Annotated in this window: 14 protein-coding genes; 6 read left to right on the top strand and 8 right to left on the bottom strand. The window is 72.5% G+C overall.

Features of this window, described 5'->3' with window-relative positions; all coding sequences use genetic code 11:
• The first annotated feature begins 6 nt into the window (after window positions 1-6).
• Together ACIBQ8_RS11910 and ACIBQ8_RS11905 are read left to right on the top strand one after the other, a co-directional pair.
• Window positions 7-1293 (top strand): cytochrome P450, encoded by a 1287-nt coding sequence (locus ACIBQ8_RS11910; RefSeq protein ID WP_397191898.1) that lies wholly within the window; start codon window positions 7-9, stop codon window positions 1291-1293.
• Between the two features lie 69 nt (window positions 1294-1362).
• On the top strand, window positions 1363-2547 hold the full coding sequence (locus tag ACIBQ8_RS11905) for a hypothetical protein (RefSeq protein ID WP_397191897.1): 1185 nt from the start codon (window positions 1363-1365) through the stop codon (window positions 2545-2547).
• On the opposite strand, the gene ACIBQ8_RS11900 is transcribed toward ACIBQ8_RS11905, so the two are convergent.
• Complete coding sequence (locus ACIBQ8_RS11900) at window positions 2505-3539, bottom strand: CopD family protein (RefSeq protein WP_397176539.1); 1035 nt, start codon at window positions 3537-3539, stop codon at window positions 2505-2507. The two genes, ACIBQ8_RS11905 and ACIBQ8_RS11900, sit on opposite strands and share 43 nt — an antisense overlap.
• Complete coding sequence (locus ACIBQ8_RS11895; RefSeq protein ID WP_397176537.1) at window positions 3536-4135, bottom strand: copper resistance protein CopC; 600 nt, start codon at window positions 4133-4135, stop codon at window positions 3536-3538. Before ACIBQ8_RS11895 ends, ACIBQ8_RS11900 begins: the two co-directional genes overlap by 4 nt.
• 51 nt (window positions 4136-4186) lie before the next feature.
• Between ACIBQ8_RS11895 and ACIBQ8_RS11890 the strand changes: the two genes are divergently transcribed.
• The gene (locus ACIBQ8_RS11890) at window positions 4187-4966 is read left to right on the top strand and encodes a class I SAM-dependent methyltransferase (protein WP_397191896.1); all 780 of its coding nucleotides are present in this window, start codon (window positions 4187-4189) and stop codon (window positions 4964-4966) included.
• A 14-nt stretch (window positions 4967-4980) separates the two neighbouring features.
• On the opposite strand, the gene ACIBQ8_RS11885 is transcribed toward ACIBQ8_RS11890, so the two are convergent.
• The 4 genes from ACIBQ8_RS11885 to ACIBQ8_RS11870 all read right to left on the bottom strand — a co-directional run bounded on the left by ACIBQ8_RS11885 (window position 4981) and on the right by ACIBQ8_RS11870 (window position 8782).
• A complete protein-coding gene (locus tag ACIBQ8_RS11885; protein ID WP_397176533.1) occupies window positions 4981-5778 on the bottom strand; it encodes an SDR family NAD(P)-dependent oxidoreductase in 798 nt (265 codons plus the stop codon).
• Window positions 5775-6752: a diiron oxygenase gene (locus ACIBQ8_RS11880; protein WP_397176531.1), complete on the bottom strand. Its 978-nt coding sequence runs from the start codon at window positions 6750-6752 to the stop codon at window positions 5775-5777. The genes ACIBQ8_RS11885 and ACIBQ8_RS11880 overlap by 4 nt, the downstream gene beginning before the upstream one ends.
• Window positions 6753-6821: 69 nt before the next feature.
• Window positions 6822-7421: a TetR/AcrR family transcriptional regulator gene (locus ACIBQ8_RS11875; RefSeq protein ID WP_397176529.1), complete on the bottom strand. Its 600-nt coding sequence runs from the start codon at window positions 7419-7421 to the stop codon at window positions 6822-6824.
• 11 nt (window positions 7422-7432) lie between these two features.
• The gene (locus tag ACIBQ8_RS11870; protein WP_397176527.1) at window positions 7433-8782 is read right to left on the bottom strand and encodes an ATP-binding protein; all 1350 of its coding nucleotides are present in this window, start codon (window positions 8780-8782) and stop codon (window positions 7433-7435) included.
• Window positions 8783-8946: 164 nt separating this feature from the next.
• Here ACIBQ8_RS11870 and ACIBQ8_RS11865 point away from each other — a divergent pair, with 164 nt between their 5' ends.
• From ACIBQ8_RS11865 to ACIBQ8_RS11855, 3 genes are read left to right on the top strand one after another with little or no spacing between them, the layout of a single operon-like run.
• Window positions 8947-10113, top strand: a complete 1167-nt coding sequence (locus ACIBQ8_RS11865; RefSeq protein WP_397191895.1) for an acyl-CoA dehydrogenase family protein — start codon at window positions 8947-8949, stop codon at window positions 10111-10113.
• Window positions 10110-11141 (top strand): acyl-CoA dehydrogenase family protein, encoded by a 1032-nt coding sequence (locus ACIBQ8_RS11860; RefSeq protein ID WP_397191894.1) that lies wholly within the window; start codon window positions 10110-10112, stop codon window positions 11139-11141. Before ACIBQ8_RS11865 ends, ACIBQ8_RS11860 begins: the two co-directional genes overlap by 4 nt.
• Window positions 11142-12650, top strand: a complete 1509-nt coding sequence (locus ACIBQ8_RS11855; RefSeq protein WP_397191893.1) for an AMP-binding protein — start codon at window positions 11142-11144, stop codon at window positions 12648-12650.
• Here ACIBQ8_RS11855 and ACIBQ8_RS11850 read toward each other — a convergent pair.
• Together ACIBQ8_RS11850 and ACIBQ8_RS11845 are read right to left on the bottom strand one after the other, a co-directional pair.
• The gene (locus tag ACIBQ8_RS11850) at window positions 12611-13732 is read right to left on the bottom strand and encodes a C45 family autoproteolytic acyltransferase/hydolase (RefSeq protein ID WP_397176520.1); all 1122 of its coding nucleotides are present in this window, start codon (window positions 13730-13732) and stop codon (window positions 12611-12613) included. The two genes, ACIBQ8_RS11855 and ACIBQ8_RS11850, sit on opposite strands and share 40 nt — an antisense overlap.
• 67 nt (window positions 13733-13799) lie before the next feature.
• Complete coding sequence (locus tag ACIBQ8_RS11845; protein WP_397191892.1) at window positions 13800-15236, bottom strand: Nramp family divalent metal transporter; 1437 nt, start codon at window positions 15234-15236, stop codon at window positions 13800-13802.
• Window positions 15237-15278: the final 42 nt, after the last annotated feature.

Here is a 15278-nt window from a genome sequence, read left to right as displayed (position 1 = left end):
CGTCCTGTGGATAACTCCGAGCAGCGGGAGGAGGAGCGCGACCTGGCCGAGGTGTTCCTGCCGTCCACCTACGCGGCGGACGTCCCCTACGACCTGTACGCCCGGCTCCGCCGGGAGAGCCCCGTGTGCTGGATCCCCGAGCCGGCCGTCGGCCCCTGGCGCGAGGGCCCCGGCTACTGGGGCGTGTTCCGGCACGCCGACGTCAAGCGGGTGCTGCGCAGCCCCGACGACTTCTCCTCCCACCTCGGCGCCACCCAGATCCGCGACCCTGACACCCCTGCCGACCTGGAGTTCGTCCGGTCGATGATGCTCAACATGGACCCGCCCGACCACTCCAGGCTGCGCCGGATCGTGGCGGCCGCCTTCACGCCGCGCGCGGTCCGCGCCCTGGAACGCACGATCAAGGACCGGGTGGCGGCGCTGCTTGCGCCCGGCGAGTGCGACTTCGTCGAGGTGGCCGCCGACCTGCCGGTCTGGACGCTGGCCCACGTGATGGGCGTGCCCGAGCAGGACAGGCGGCTGCTGTACGACTGGGCCTCCCGCGTCATCGGCTACCAGGACGACGACTACGCCGGCCTGTCCACGGCCGAGGTCGAGTCCCTGACGCCCGTGGGCCGGCTGGCGGTCGCCGCCCGTCCCGAGCTCGAACCGGGGATGAACCCCAGGTCCAGGGCCGCGCTGGCGGACATGTTCGCCTATGCCCACGCCCTCGCCGACACCCCGCACGAGTCCGTCATGTCCGCCATGAGGAAGGGCGGCCTGACCGGCGCCGAGTTCGAGAACATGTTCTTCCTGTTCGCCGTCGCCGGGAACGAGACCCTGCGCAACGGCATCCCCGGGGGCCTGCTCAGCCTGCTGCGCCACCCCGCCGAGCTGGCCCGCCTGCGCGCCGACCCGTCGCTGCTGGAGTCCGCGGTCGAGGAGATGCTGCGCCACTGGCCTCCGGTGATGGACTTCCGCCGTACGGCCACCCGCGACCTGACGCTCGGCGGCCGGCGCATCCAGGCGGGCGAGAAGGTGGTCGTCTACCACGCCTCGGCCAACCGCGACCCGGCCGTCTTCGCCGACCCCGACCGCTTCGACGTCGCCCGTACCCCCAACGACCACGTCAGCTTCGGGTTCGGCCCGCACTTCTGCCTCGGCGCCCACCTCGCCCGCGTCCAGCTCCGGGCGGTCTTCACCGAGCTGCTCGCCTGGGACGTCGAACTCGCCGGCCCCCCGGTACGCCTCACCTCCAACTTCCAGAACGGCCTCAAACACCTCCCGGTACGCCTGACCCGCCGCCCGGCCTGACGGCCCCCTCTCGACCAGACAAATGAGACATCTGAGACCGATGGGCCGGATGACCGTAAGATTTGCGCCGTGAAGTCACCAGCATCGTTCAAGAAGGCCGCAGCGTGGGCCTTGCCGTACTGGACCAGAGGCCAGGCGGGGCGCGAGACGCCGCAAGACCTGTTCCGGGTGCTCTACTTCGGATGGCTGGTGGCGCTCACGCTCAAGCTCCTCGGCTCGGCCTGGGACGTCTCGTGGCACTTCAAATGGCTGCGCGACGACCTCGCCCCGCCGCACCTGCTCAACTCCGCCGGCACCGCCCTCGTCGTCGTGCTGACCGTCGTCCACGGCTACACCGGCTACGGCGTCGACAAGGCGGCGCTGCGGCTCATCCAGTGGGGAACCGGGATCTTCCTCGTCGCGGTGCCGCTCGACCTGATCAACCACCGCGTCAACGGGCTCGACATCACCTCGTGGAGCCCGTCGCACATCATGCTCTACGTTGGAACGTTTTTCATGATCATGGGCGTGATCAGGGGCTGGTTCATGGGGGCGCCCCCGGGCCGGGAGCGCACGGTCGTGCTGGGCGCGTTCCTCGCGTTCTTCCTGGAGAACGTGCACTTCCCCGAGCAGCACCAGGAGTACGGCATCCTGTCGCTCGGCGCCTGGGACAACCACGCCACCTACGCCGAGCCGATCCTGCTGCGCTTCGCCGCCGACCAGATGGGCCGTCCGGTCGACCGGATCATGATGGCCGGGTTCACCCTGCCGGTGCCCGACTACCTCTACTCGGTCTACGCCGTCGTCGGCGGGCTGTCGGTGCTGGTCGCGGCCAGGCTGCTGATCGGCAGGTTCGGCGCGGCGACGCTGGTGGCCGGCGCGTACGTCGGGTTCCGCACGCTGATCTGGCCGCTGCTCACCTTCGGCGGCTTCCCGCCGTCGGCGGTGCCGTTCTTCTTCGTGGCGGCCGGGCTGCTGGTGGACCTGGCGTTCCTGGTGCGCGTCCCGGCCGTGCGCGCCGTCGTGGGGGCGGCCGGGGTGACCGCCGGCGCCTACGGCGCGCTGGTCGTGCAGAACGCGGCCCTGGGGCCGGTCTACGGCGCGATCAAGGGCCAGACCGGCCTGTACGGAGCCCCGCCCCTGGTCACGTCGTCGGCCCTGTGGGCCGGGCTCGGCCTGATGGTCGCCTGGCTGGCCGCCGAATGGCTCGCCGGGCGGCGCGACCGGCGGGCTCAGCCGATCGAGGCCCGGGTGATCGCGACCGCCACCCCGTAGGCCAGGCCCATCACGCCCACCTCGGCCGCCGTCCAGCTCACCAGGGCGGTGGCCCCGCCGCGGCGGATCACCGGCAGCAGGCGGAAGCGGATGTGGGCCGCCAGTGGCACCAGCAGGGCCACCAGCGCCGTCTTGATCACGACGAGCACGCCGTAGTGGCTGGTCACGATCGCGCCGGGCAGCTCGACGCCGGGCGTGAGGGCCATCGTGCCGAGCCCCGTGACCAGCCCGGACAGCGAGACCAGCAGCAGGCAGACGGTGGCCATCCTGGAGAACTTCGGCAGCGCCACGGCCAGCAGCCCCCGGTGGGGGGCGACGAACACGGCCGTGGCGGCCAGGCCGCCCGCCCAGGCCGCCGCGCCCATCACGTGGATCTCCATCGAGATCATGATGGGGTCGTGCCAGACGGAGTTGACCGCGTGCCCGGTGACCGGGATGGGCAGCAGCCCGAACAGCGCCACGATGATCCGCAGCTCCGCGGGCACCTTCTCGCCGAACCTGACCGCCATCAGCCCGATGCCCGCCGCCGCCAGCGCGCACGCCGCGCTGAACAGCAGCCCCTGCCCGGTGCCGACCTCCTCGACGTAGGAGGCGATCAGGCCGAACGTGGGCACCCGGCCCGGATTGAGCTCGGCCGTCTGGAACACGATGGTGAGCAGCGCGCAGATCGCCCACGCCCAGGCCGCCAGCACGGCGAGCGGACGCACCCGGCGCAGCACCGGCTCGGTGGCCTCGGGGTCGTCGAAGCCGAGCAGCTTGGGCACCAGGCTCAGGCCGACCACGGCGACGGCGGCCAGATCGAGCAGCACCCGGACGACCGGCAGGCCGTAGGCCACGACCGGCCCCGGCATGGGGATGCCCGGCACGGACTCCTGCGCGGTGAACGTGGAGGCCGCCACGGCGGCGACGATCCCGCACACGACGAAGGCGCCGGCGACGAGCCGCCCGCCCACCACCTGCTGCCCGGAACGGGAGGAGACGGTCGCGGTCACGCCCGCGTCCCCTCCGACTCCGATGCCGGCTCCGGCTCCGGCTTCGACACCGGCTCCGCAGAGGCGGGCCCGGGAGCCGGGGCGGCGCGGCGGAGGGCGACGGCGGTGCCCGCGGCCAGCAGCAGCAGCGCGGCCACGATCCACACGACGGCCATGCCGGCCCCGCCGTTGGCCGCCGCCTCGGCCGCCTCGGCGCTGTCGCCCTGCTCGGCCTGCCCGGCCGAGACGCCGGTCGCGGAGGCGGCCATGGTGAAGCTGATCTTCCCGGTCACCGGGTGGCCGTCGGAGGACAGGATCCGGTAGCCCACCACGTACGAGCCGCCCGCGGGCAGCGGCCTGACCTTGACGGAGACCCGCTCGGCGGCCACCTCCGCCGCGCCGTCGGCCCACGCGGAGCCGTCCGCCCCCGTCACGCCCACCTGCGCGTAGCCCTGGCGCACCGCCTGGTCGAACACCAGCGTCACCCGCGCGGGCGAGGCGGACAGCGTGGCGCCGTCCTTCGGATCGCTGCCGACCAGCACGTTGTGCGCCTGCGCGGGCAGGGCGAACCCGACCGCGGCGCACGCGAGCAACAGGACCGTGAGTAGCCGCCTCACCGATCAAAACCTTCCATCGAACGAGTCTCGAACCCGTATATGGTCCCACCCATGACGGACCTCTTCGGCGGCGCGGCGCCCTACTACGCCAAGTACCGGCCCGGTCACGGCGATCCGGCCATCGACCGGCTGGCCCGCGCGTTCGGCCCGGACGCCGTCGTGCTCGACCTCGGCTGCGGCCCGGGGACGATCGCGATCCCGCTGGCCGGGCGGGTGCGCGAGGTGCTCGCCGTGGACCCCGACGAGGAGATGCTGGCCGAGGGGCGGCGGCTGGGGGCGGGCGTGCCCGGCGTCCGGTGGCTGCGCGGCGACTCGACGACGCTGCGGGAGCTGCCGCCGTTCGGTCACGTCGTGATGGGCAGGTCGTTCCACTGGATGGACCGCCGCGCGGTGCTGGCCGACCTCGACGCGCTGCTGCCGCCCGGCGGCGTCGTCGCCCTCGTCGGCCCCACCCGCGACCCCGCCGAGGAGCCGTGGGAGCCGGTCATGCGCCGGGTGCGCGAGGAGTTCGGGGTGAACACCTGGACGGCCGCCGGCTCCTTCCAGCAGACCGGCGAGCACCACCACGACGTGCTGGCCGCCTCGCCCTTCGCCGACCTGGAGTCCGGCCGGTACGAGCAGCGCCTGGCCTACGACCTCGACGCCGTGCTCGGCCTGCAGCTCTCCTACTCCTACACGGCCCCGGCCAGGCTCGGCGACCGCGTGCCCGCGTTCGTCGCGGCGGCCAGGGCCGCCCTGGCGGCCGCCGAGCCGTCGGGCCGCTGGGAGCTGACGGCGACCACCGAGGTCCTCATCGCCCGCCGTCCCGCGCCTGACAGCCGTCCCGCCTGACGGGCGGCCGGGGCTCAGCGCCGGGTGAGCCGGCGGACGGCGAGGCCCGCCACCCGCACCGCCGCCGACGGCCACAGCCGGGCGGCGCGCCAGGCGATCCGCCCCGAGGCGGGCGCCACGATCAGCGCCTTGTTCCTGGCCACCCCGCGCAGGACGTCCGCGGCCAGCGCGTCGACGGGGTAGAGCCGCCCCTGCGCCCGCACCGCCGCGCTCCTGGCATGGGCGGCGATCTCGTTCTGCGGCAGCCCCGGGTTGGCGTGGTCGAGCAGCGGCGTGTCGATGAACCCCGGGCAGACCACGCTCACCCGCACCCCGTACGCCGCCGCCTCGGCCCGCAGCCCCAGCGAGAGCCCGACCACGGCGTGCTTGCTCGTCGTGTACGGCAGCATCAGCGGCGCGGGCACCAGCCCGGCCAGCGAGGCGGTGTTGACGATGTGCCCGAAGCCCTGGTCCACCATGATCGGATAGGCCGCGTGCACGCCGTGGACGACGCCGCGCAGGTTGACGTCGATGGTCCGGTTCCAGTGGTCGAGCGTCAGCTCACGGGTGCGGCCGCCGACCGCGATGCCGGCGTTGTTGAACAGGAAGTCGAGCCGCCCGCGTTCGGCCTTCACCCGGGTGAGCAGCGCGGCCACGGCCTCGGCGTCGGTGACGTCGAGGCGGGCGAACTCCAGCCCGAGGTCGGCGGCGGCCTGCTTGCCGGCCCGCTCGTCGACGTCGGCGATCACCACCGTCACGCCCCTGCGCCGCAGCTCCCGCGCCACCGCGCGGCCGATCCCGGACGCGCCCCCGGTCACCACCGCGACCTTCACCGGCGCGGCTCCGCCCATATCCCCATGGCCTGCCACACCTTCCTGCTGACGACGTTGACGAGCCCGATCTCGGCGCACAGCTCGCGCGTCCGGCTCACCGAGTCGCGGATCTCCCGCCGGGCGGCCGGGTTGTCGCGGTAGATCTCCGCCACGACGCGGGGCGGGACGCGGAAGTGCCTGATCAGCGGGCCGGGCGGCGCGAGCATGATGCGGGCCATCACGCCGAGCACGACCGGCGAGATCAGGCTCAGCAGCACGCGCCGGTGGCGGGGCATGCGCGGCACCCGGCTGCGGAGGTAGTGGCGGGCGAAGGAGATGTGCCTGGCCTCCTCCGCGATGTGGATGCGCATGATCGTCTCTTCCAGCGGATGGTGGGCCCGGCCGTCCTTCAGCACCTTACGCTGCACGTGGTCGATCGGGTCCTCGCCACCCAGGACGAAGACGAAGAACAGCTCGGTGGAGACCAGCGGGATCCAGGGCGCGATCTGGGCGACCAGGGACAGCGGCCGCGGCATGCCGCGTATCGGGAGCTTCGTGCGGTTCACGAACTCCTGGAACATCATCCCGTGATGTCCCTCTTCGATGGTCTCGTGGTAGACGTACCGGAACTCGGGGGAGCCGTTCGGCAGGCGGTAGGCGTAGTTGAGCAGGCCGCGCTTGAGCAGGTTCTCGAACTGCAGGCCGATCTTCATGGCGGTGGCGACCCGCCACAGGCCGATCCTGGCGCGGACCTCGGGGGAGCGGCTGCGGTACCAGGGGTGGCCGCCCAGCTTGTCGACCTCGGGCAGCTCCCAGCGCGGATCGGCCTGGTCCACGAGGAACTCCGGGTCGTCCCACGGGATGTCGCGGTAGGGCTCCCAGTGCTTGTCGACCGACGCCTTCGACAGGCGTTCGACGACCGCCTCGTAGGCGCTGCGGTCGGTGACCCTCTCGTCGTTCTCCCTGGCGGCGGCAGAGCTCGGTGCGGATGTCATCGCGGGTGCTCCTCTCCTCGCCCCAACAATTGTACGAAGGATCCAATAGGCGGGGAAGAGGGGCCCGGGTCACAGGTTCTCGACGGGCAGCCCCAGCTCTCCGGCGACCGCCGTACGCAGCAGGACGGCGGCCCGGCGGCGCGAGAGCACGTGGGGATGCACGTGCGTCTGGACCGCCAGGCCGTCGATGAGCGCGAAGATGCGCCAGGCCGCCTCCTCCGGGTCGCCGCAGGCGAAGGCGCCCGAGCGGACGCCGTCCTCGATGATCGAGCGCAGCAGCGAACGGCTGCGCGCGTCGATCCGGCGGGAGATCTCCTCCAGCTCCGGGCTGCGCATCGCCTCGGCCCAGGCGTCGATCCACAGCCGCCACTCGTCCGAGGGGATCGCCGGCGAGCAGCGCCGCAGCAGGGCGCGCAGGCGTTCGAGCGGGCCGGCGGGGGAGTCCTCGATGTCGGACAGCGCGTCGAGCTGCAGCCTGGCCGCGTAGCCGAACGCCTGCGCGAACAGCCGGTCCTTGGTGTCGAAGTGGTAGAAGAGCAACGCCTGGCTGACGCCCGCCGCGCGGGCGATGTCGAGGGTCCGGGTGTGACCGAACCCCTGCTCGGCGATCACTTCGCAGGCCGTCTTGAGGAGGTCTTCGCGCCTTAATCGGCTGAAACTGGGTGTCACAGCGAGTAACTCTAACTACTGATCAACGGTATTTGTAGGACAAACCGGGCGCCGCGTTCGGAGGGCTCGATGGTGAGCGTGCCCTCGTGGGCCTCGGCGATCTCGCGGGCGATGGACAGGCCGAGCCCGGTGCCGCCGGCGTCCCGGCGGCGGGAGTCGGCCAGCCGGGTGAACCGCCGGAAGACGGCTTCGCGCTGGTCGGGGGCGATGCCCGCGCCGTCGTCGAGCACTTCGAGCACCGCCTGCCCCTGCTGTTCACCCACAGTCACAGTGATCATGGTATCGGCGTGCCTCTCGGCGTTGTCGAGCAGGTTGGCCAGCAGGCGGGACAGCCGCAGCGCGTCGCCCTCGACGACCATGCCCGAGCGCAGCCGCGTCTCCACCGGCTTGCGCTCCGGACGCCGGACCAGCTCCTCGCGCACCAGCCTGGCCAGGTCCACCGGCTCGCGGCGGCCGGGCGCGCCGGCCTCCAGCCGGGCCAGGGTCAGCAGGTCGCCGACGATGTTCTGCAGGCGGTCGAGGCCCTCGATCACGCGCCGGCCGGTCCGGGGCCAGTCGGCCTCCTCGGGGGCGAGCATCGCCTCCTCCACCTGCGTGCGCATCGCCGCGATCGGGCTGCGCAGGTCGTGGGAGGCGTCGGAGGCGAACCTGCGCTGCTGCTCCACCGCGCGTTCGAGCCGGTCGAGGGTCTCGTTCACGGTACGGGCGAGGTCGTCGAGCTCGTCCCGGTGCCGTCCTCTGGGCACCCGGCGGCCGAGGTCGGTGGCGGTGATCTCGGCCAGTTCGTTCCTGATCGCCGAGACCGGGGTCAGCGCCTTGCGCGCGGTCAGCCAGGCCACGCAGGCGGTGACGGCGGCCAGCAGCAGCACGCCGAGCGCGGTGACCGGCAGGTACAAGGGGCTGATGTACCAGGGAAGCGCGGGGGTGTAGGCGTAGACCATCCAGGGCCGGCCCTCGACGTGCGCCCGGAAGCCGACGGTGATCAGGCAGTGGACGCCGCGCAGCCGGTTCGTGCAGGTCGTGGTGTCCAGGCGGGCGTCGTCGCCGGTGGCGGTGTCGGAGCTGAGCGGCGGCAGCCCCGTCAGGCGGGGGCTGGCCTGCCGGATCCGGCCGTCGGTGTCGACGACCTGGATGAGGTCGGTGCCCTCGGTGACGGCCACGGGCCGCAGGCGGCCGGGGGCGTCCCGCTCGACGACGAAGGCGATGCGGCGCGCGGCGCCGGCGGTCTGCTCGACGAGGAAGCCGGTGGCCAGCGTGTGCACGAGCGGCATGACGAGGAGCGCGGTGACGCCGTAGCCCGCCAGTGCGCACAGCAGGGCGGCCAGCGTCAGCCGCCGTTGCACGGACCAGCGTCTGAACATGCGCACGCACCCCTCCGACGACCAGGTGATCACAGGAGGCGGAAGTGGTCCTAATTAGCGGAGTTTCGGCGACAAATGCGGCCGAAAGGCGCTCCAGAGCATTGCTCTATGCGTGCCGCCGCGACCTGACTAGAGTAAGTGAACACTGATGCCAAGGAGTCGATGTGGACCTTGCAGAGTATCGGCGTGCCGCCGCGGAGTGGCTGCGCGACAACGTCCCGGCCGACGATCAGTCAGGGGACGACGCCCTCGCCCGCGCCAAGGAGTTCATGGCCAGGCTCTACGACGCCGGCTACTCCGGCATCACCTGGCCGCGGGAGTGGGGCGGCCAGGGCCTGACGCCGGCCGAGGAGCGCGCCTTCGCCGCCGAGGCCCGTGACTACACCCTCCCCACGTACGTCTTCTCCATCGGGCTCGGCATGACCGGGCCGACGCTGGTGGACCGGGGCACCGACGCGCAGCGCGAGCGGTTCGTCCGGCCGCTGCTGCGCGGCGAGGAGGTCTGGTGCCAGCTGTTCTCCGAGCCGGGCGCCGGCAGCGACGTGGCCAGCCTCCAGACCCGCGCCGTGCGCGACGGCGACACCTGGGTGGTCAACGGCCAGAAGGTCTGGACGTCGGTCGCCCACCACGCCGACTGGGGCCTGCTGCTGGCCCGCACCGACGTCGAGGTGCCCAAGCACCGCGGCCTGACCATGTTCGTGGTGGACATGCACCACCCCGGCGTGACGGTCAGGCCGCTCAAGGACATGTCCGGCCGGGCCAACTTCAACGAGATCTTCTTCGACAACGTGACGATCCCCGACGAGCACCGCATCGGCGAGGTCAACGACGGCTGGAGCGTGGCCGTCACCACCCTGCTGCACGAGCGGCTGTCGATCTCCGCGGGCGTCGGCATGGGCGGGCAGAAGGACAACCCGGCCACCTTCGAGGCGCTGCGCGAGACGCTCGACACCAGCGACCCGCTGGTCCGTGACCAGCTCGTCGAGCTGCACATCCGCAGCCGCGCGCTGGCCCTGTTCAACCAGCGGCTGGCCCAGGAGACAAGGGCGGGCATCTTCCCCGGCGCCCGCGGCAGCGCCGCCAAGCTGCTGCTGGCCGAGCTGACCCTGTTCCAGGCCGACCTCGCCACCCAGCTCGCCGGCCCGGAGTCCGTGGTCGGCGACCACCCGCTGTCCCGGTCGATCTCGCTGGCCCCCGGCATGGCGCTGGGCGGCGGCACCAACGAGATCATGCGCAACATCGTCGGCGACCGCGTCCTCGGCCTGCCGCCGGAGCCGCGGACGGACAAGACCGTGCCGTTCAAGGACCTGAAGGTGGGGACGCAGGGGTGAAGCTCGTACTCAGCCAGGAACAGCGGCAGCTCCGCGAGGCCGTGCGCGACTTCCTGCGCGCCGCCTCGCCGCTGCGCAAGGCCCGCGAGGGCTACGACCCCCAGGTGTACGCCCGGCTCAACGGCGAGCTCGGCCTGTCCGGCCTGGTCGTCCCCGAGGAGCACGGCGGCGCCGGGGCCGGGCTCGCCGACCTCGCGGTGGCCCTGGAGGAGACCGGCGCCGCGCTGCTGCCCGGCCCCTTCCTCGCCACCCAGTTCGCCGCGCTCGCGCTCACCCAGGTGCCCGACAAGGAGCTGCTGGGCGGCATCGCCGAGGGCCGCGTCGCCGCCACGCTCGTCCAGCCCGAGAGCGACCTCGCCTTCGACGGCACGGCCGTCACCGGCGACCTGCCCCGGGTGCTGTCCGGCATGGAGGCGGACGTGCTGCTCGCGCCCGCGCCCGGCGACGGCGGCGTGCTGCTGGTGGCCGTCGACCTGGCCGGCCCCGGCGTCACCCGGACGCCGCTGGAGACGCTCGACCTCACGCGCGGCCAGGCGCGGGTCACCCTGGAGCGCGCCCCCGCCCGCGTGCTCGGCCGTCCGCCCGCCGGCAGCGGCATCGGCGACCGGCTGTGCGTCGCGCTCGCCGCCGAGCAGCTGGGCGTGCTGCGCGCCTCGCTGGACGCCATCGTCGCCTACGCCAAGATCCGCGTCGCCTTCGGCCGCTACATCGGCTCCTACCAGGGCGTCAAGCACAAGCTCGCGGACATGCACGGCAAGCTCGAACAGGCCGAGTCGATCGTCAGGTACGCCGCCTGGGCCGCCGACGAGTCGCCCGCCGAGCTGCCCGGCGCCGCCGCCCTGGCCCAGGCGTACGTGGGCCGCGCCTGCTTCGAGGTCGCCCGCGACCACCTGCTCCTGCACGGCGGCATAGGTTTCACCTGGGAGCACGACGCGCACCTGTTCTACAAGCGGGCCAAGACCGACGAGGTGCTGCTCGGCCCGCCCCGCATCCACCGGGCCCGTCTCGCGGAACTCCTGGAGTTGTAGATGGACATCAGCGGCCTTCCCGGCTTCTACGCCATCGCCGCCGCCGACCCCGGCCGCCTGGCCGTGATCGACACCGACGGCACGCGGACCACGTACGGCGAGCTGCTCGCCCGGGTCAACCAGGTCTCCCACGGCCTGCGGGCCCGCGGCCTCGGCAAGGGCGACGTGGTCGCCGGCGTGCTGACCAACGGCATCGACGCCGTCGTCATGCTCATGGCGACCGGCCAGATCGGGCTCTACTACGTGCCGGTCAACTGGCACCTCACCGAGTCCGAGGTGTCCTACATCCTGGCCGACTGCGACGCCAAGGTCGTGGTCACCGACGCCGCGCACGCCGTGCCGGGCGCCGAGATCGGCACGTCCGGGCTGGCCGAGGGGCAGCCCGCGGACGCCCCCGGCGAACGCACGGCCGGGGCGGTCATGTGGTACACCTCCGGCACCACCGGCTTCCCCAAGGGCGTGCAGCGCGCGCTGCCCGACGCCGAGCCGGAGGCCATTGTGCCGCTGTACACGTGGTTCCTCGGCGAGGTCGTCGACCTCACGCCGGGCGACGGCGTGCACCTGGTGACCTCGCCGATGTACCACTCGGCGCCCTGCGCGCACACCCAGTTCGCGCTGCACCTCGGGCACACGGTGGTGATCACGCCCAGGTTCGACCCGGTCGACATCCTGGAGCTGATCCAGCGCCACCACGTCACCAACGCCATGATGGTGCCGACCATGTTCCACCGCATGCTCCAGCTCCCCGAGGACGTCCGGGCCAAGTACGACGTGTCGAGCCTGCGCCAGGTCATCCACACGGCCGCGGCCTGCCCGGTCGCCGTCAAGAAGGCGATCATGGACTGGTGGGGCCCGGTGCTGTACGAGTACTACGGCTCCACCGAGTCCACGATCGCCTTCTCCGTCAAGCCGCACGACTGGCTGGCCAGGCCCGGCACGGTGGGCCGCCCGGCGCCGACGTTCGAGGCCAAGGTCTGCGACGAGAAGGGCGAGGAGCTGCCGCCGGGCGAGCCCGGCATGATCTACGTCAAGTCCTCGATGGGCTCCTTCGAGTACCGCAAGGACCCGGCCAAGACCGCCGCCAGCATGCTGGGCGAGTGGTACGCCCCCGGCGACATCGGCTACCTCGACGACGACGGGTTCCTGTTCCTGTGCGACCGGCGCACCGACCTGATCGTCTCCGGCGGGGTGAACATCTACCCCGCCGAGATCGAGGCCGCGCTGCTGGAGCATCCCGCGGTGGCCGACGTCGCGGTCATCGGCGTGCCCGACGAGGAGTGGGGCCACAACGTGGTCGCGCTCGTCCAGCCCGCCGAGGGCGTCGAGCCGGGCCCCGCGCTCACCGCCGAGCTGCTCGAACACTGCGGGCCGCGGCTCGCCCGGTTCAAGCACCCGAAGGTCGTCGAGTACCGCGACCGGCTGCCGCGCACCCCCACGGGCAAGCTGTCGCGCTCGAAGGTGCGCGAGGGTTACCTGGCCGAGGCGGGGAACACCAGCTCCTCGCTGTAGTCGCGGCCGTCGCCGAGGTAGAAGCGGGTGGCGAGGGTGCGGCCGGCGGTGTCGAAGAGCGTGGTCCACAGCGTGCGGAACGGTACGGCGGCCTCCTCCGCGGGCCGCACCGCGCGCAGGCTGTCCCGCAGGTCGCCGGCGGACATGGTGGCGCCCTTGCTGCGCTCGTACAGGGTGCGCAGCCGGCCGTAGGTGCCCAGGCTCGCCGGGGTGTCGGCGGGCAGGGCCGTCGGGTCGGGGTGGCGGTGCAGGAGGTGGTTGGTGACGCACAGCGGGCCGTCGCCGAACTCGACGGCGTGCTCGGTGCCGTCCGGGCCGCGCTCCCACACGAACGCCTGGCCGTGGGCGTCGGCGATCAGGTAGTGCAGGGGCAGGCCGAGGTCGTACTGCTTGGCCCCCAGCAGCGCCTGCCTGGCCTGGGCCGCGGTCTCGCAGGTGTCCATGAGGAACCGGGGCAGTTGCAGGCTGCCGAGCCCGACCTGCGGGGCGTCCTGCCGCGGCGGGGTGGCGGTCTCGGCGTCGGCGATCAGCAGCATGACGGCCAGGCCCGCCTCGTTGATCCCGTCGATGCAGCCGTCCAGGCCGTTCATGGTGATGACGGTCGAGGCGAGCCCCTCGTCGGGCACGGTGCTGATCACGTACGGGCGGGCGGCCATGGGCAGCTCGCCGGGGAGGGCCGGCTCGCCCATGAGCCGGCTGGTGGTGTCCAGGAAGAAGTCGTAGTTGCGGCCCACCCTGCCGCGCCCGTCGGCCGAGGCGGACGGCGGGCACCACAGGGCCGAGCAGGCGGCGCCCACGGGCACGAAGTTCCAGCCGTCGAGGGCCAGCTCGTCCTGGTCGGGGTCGAGGCCGAGCGCCGCGGCGGCGCCGTCCATGCGGGCGTGGTGCTGCGGCCAGTTCCGTTCGAACCAGGACATCCTCGCTCTGATCACCGCCGGGTCGGCGGCCCTGGGCGACCAGCCGAGCCGGCGGGCCTCCTCGGTGAGCACCCGGCCGATCTCGAACTGGCTGCCGGTGACGGTCAGGTGCGTGACGAGCTGGAAGTCGTCATTGCCGCCGGCCACGTAGGTCATGTTCGTCATGCCGCCGATGCTGCCGCCGCCCGCTGACCGGGCTCCTACCGCCCGCTGACCGTCCGGCGGAAGGCGATCAGCCGGTCAGCTTCTGCACCTGCTGGACGACCACCAGGACGGTCAGCGTCCCGAAGAACGCCACCGACCAGACCAGCGCCCCCAGCCGGTACGACCTGACCCTGATCGCCGCCGGCAGCGCCCGCCGGTTCAGCACGATCAGCAGGATCGAGTACACGAACATCATCACCGCCGCGAAGCACGCCGAGAACACCAGCAGGATCAGCGGCTGGTCGAGCCCGAGCAGCAGGATCGCGATCCCGACCAGCGTCATCGCCCAGACGGTGACGAAGTACACCCGGTTCACCGAGACGGGCCGGTCGCGCAGGTAGACCGTCTTGATGGTGTCCGAGGCCAGCCGCGAGGTGTAGTCGACGATGCCCATGGCCGAGGCGAACAGGGCCAGCGCGCCGATCAGCCAGAACAGGATCCCGAACCACGTGCCGACCGCGCCCTGCAGCACCTCGCCCTCGACCTTCAGGAAGCCGATGTCGTTCCTGCCCGCCACCTCCGGCCGGCCGAAGACCGTCGAGTAGGCCAGCATCGACATCAGCCCGATCGTCAGGAACGACACCAGCGCGAACGTCGCGCCCTGCTCGGCGTTGGCGAAGCGCCACCACCGGCGCCAGCGCGCCAGGTTGTCCTGCGTCGGCGGGAACTGGAAGCCGGTCGAGGCGACCGCCTCCTCCTCGCCGGTGACCGGGCTGACCAGGCGCGGGACGTACGAACCCATGCCGAAGCCCTTGTCGCGGATCCAGTTGCTCTGGCACAGGTTCTGGCCGCCGCCCGCCCCGGCGTAGGCGACGGCGCCCATGAGCACGGCGATCCCGAGCTCCCCGGCCGGGAAGCGGGCGCCGACGGTGAGCCCCCTGCCCAGCTCGACCCAGCTGTCGGCGTTGATCGCGAACAGGATCGCGACCACCGCCAGCGTGGCCACCAGGGCGATCTTCACGAAGATCACCCGTTCCAGGGCCGTGTAGATCACCGGCGCCAGCGTCAGGCCCAGCGCGATCACGACGAGCATGCCGATCGCGATCCAGCGCACCCCGCCCGCCCCGGCCCCGGTCAGGTACGTCACCATCGTGGCCGACGTGGTCACCCACCCCGGCCACAGGTTCGAGGCCAGCGTCATCACGACGAACACCAGCCCCCAGTGCCGCCACATCCGGCTGAACCCGGTCAGCGCGGTCTCGCCGGTGGCCAGCGTGTACCGCTCGATCTCCATGTTCAGGAACCACTGGGTGACGATGCCGACCGCCGCGCCCCAGACGAACACCAGCCCCACCTGGGAGGCGATGTAGGGCCACAGGATGAACTCGCCCGACGCCAGCCCCACCCCCGCCCCGACCAGCCCAGGACCGATGACGCGCCAGGTCGAGCGGGGAGGGTCGGGCAGGTCGCGGACGGCGACGGAGGGCAGGACGCGCGCGGGGACGGTGGGGGTGAAGTCCGTCATGCGGATCTCCTCGTTCGGCTTCCCGTACCGTCACCTTACGCA

Source organism: Nonomuraea sp. NPDC049646, assembly GCF_044465525.1.
In the GTDB taxonomy this organism is placed as follows: domain Bacteria; phylum Actinomycetota; class Actinomycetes; order Streptosporangiales; family Streptosporangiaceae; genus Nonomuraea.
The sequence above is the reverse complement of the archived record's forward strand: the minus strand, read 5'-3'. Positions and strand labels throughout refer to the sequence as shown.

What these genes read in the sequence shown, in the direction of transcription:
- ACIBQ8_RS11880 (WP_397176531.1), bottom strand. Translation starts at nt 6,752, where the DNA reads ATGACATCCGCACCGAGCTCTGCCGCCGCCAGGGAGAACGACGAGAGG.
- ACIBQ8_RS11890 (WP_397191896.1), top strand. Translation starts at nt 4,187, where the DNA reads ATGACGGACCTCTTCGGCGGCGCGGCGCCCTACTACGCCAAGTACCGG.
- ACIBQ8_RS11850 (WP_397176520.1), bottom strand. Translation starts at nt 13,732, where the DNA reads ATGACGAACATGACCTACGTGGCCGGCGGCAATGACGACTTCCAGCTC.
- ACIBQ8_RS11870 (WP_397176527.1), bottom strand. Translation starts at nt 8,782, where the DNA reads ATGTTCAGACGCTGGTCCGTGCAACGGCGGCTGACGCTGGCCGCCCTG.
- ACIBQ8_RS11845 (WP_397191892.1), bottom strand. Translation starts at nt 15,236, where the DNA reads ATGACGGACTTCACCCCCACCGTCCCCGCGCGCGTCCTGCCCTCCGTC.
- ACIBQ8_RS11855 (WP_397191893.1), top strand. Translation starts at nt 11,142, where the DNA reads ATGGACATCAGCGGCCTTCCCGGCTTCTACGCCATCGCCGCCGCCGAC.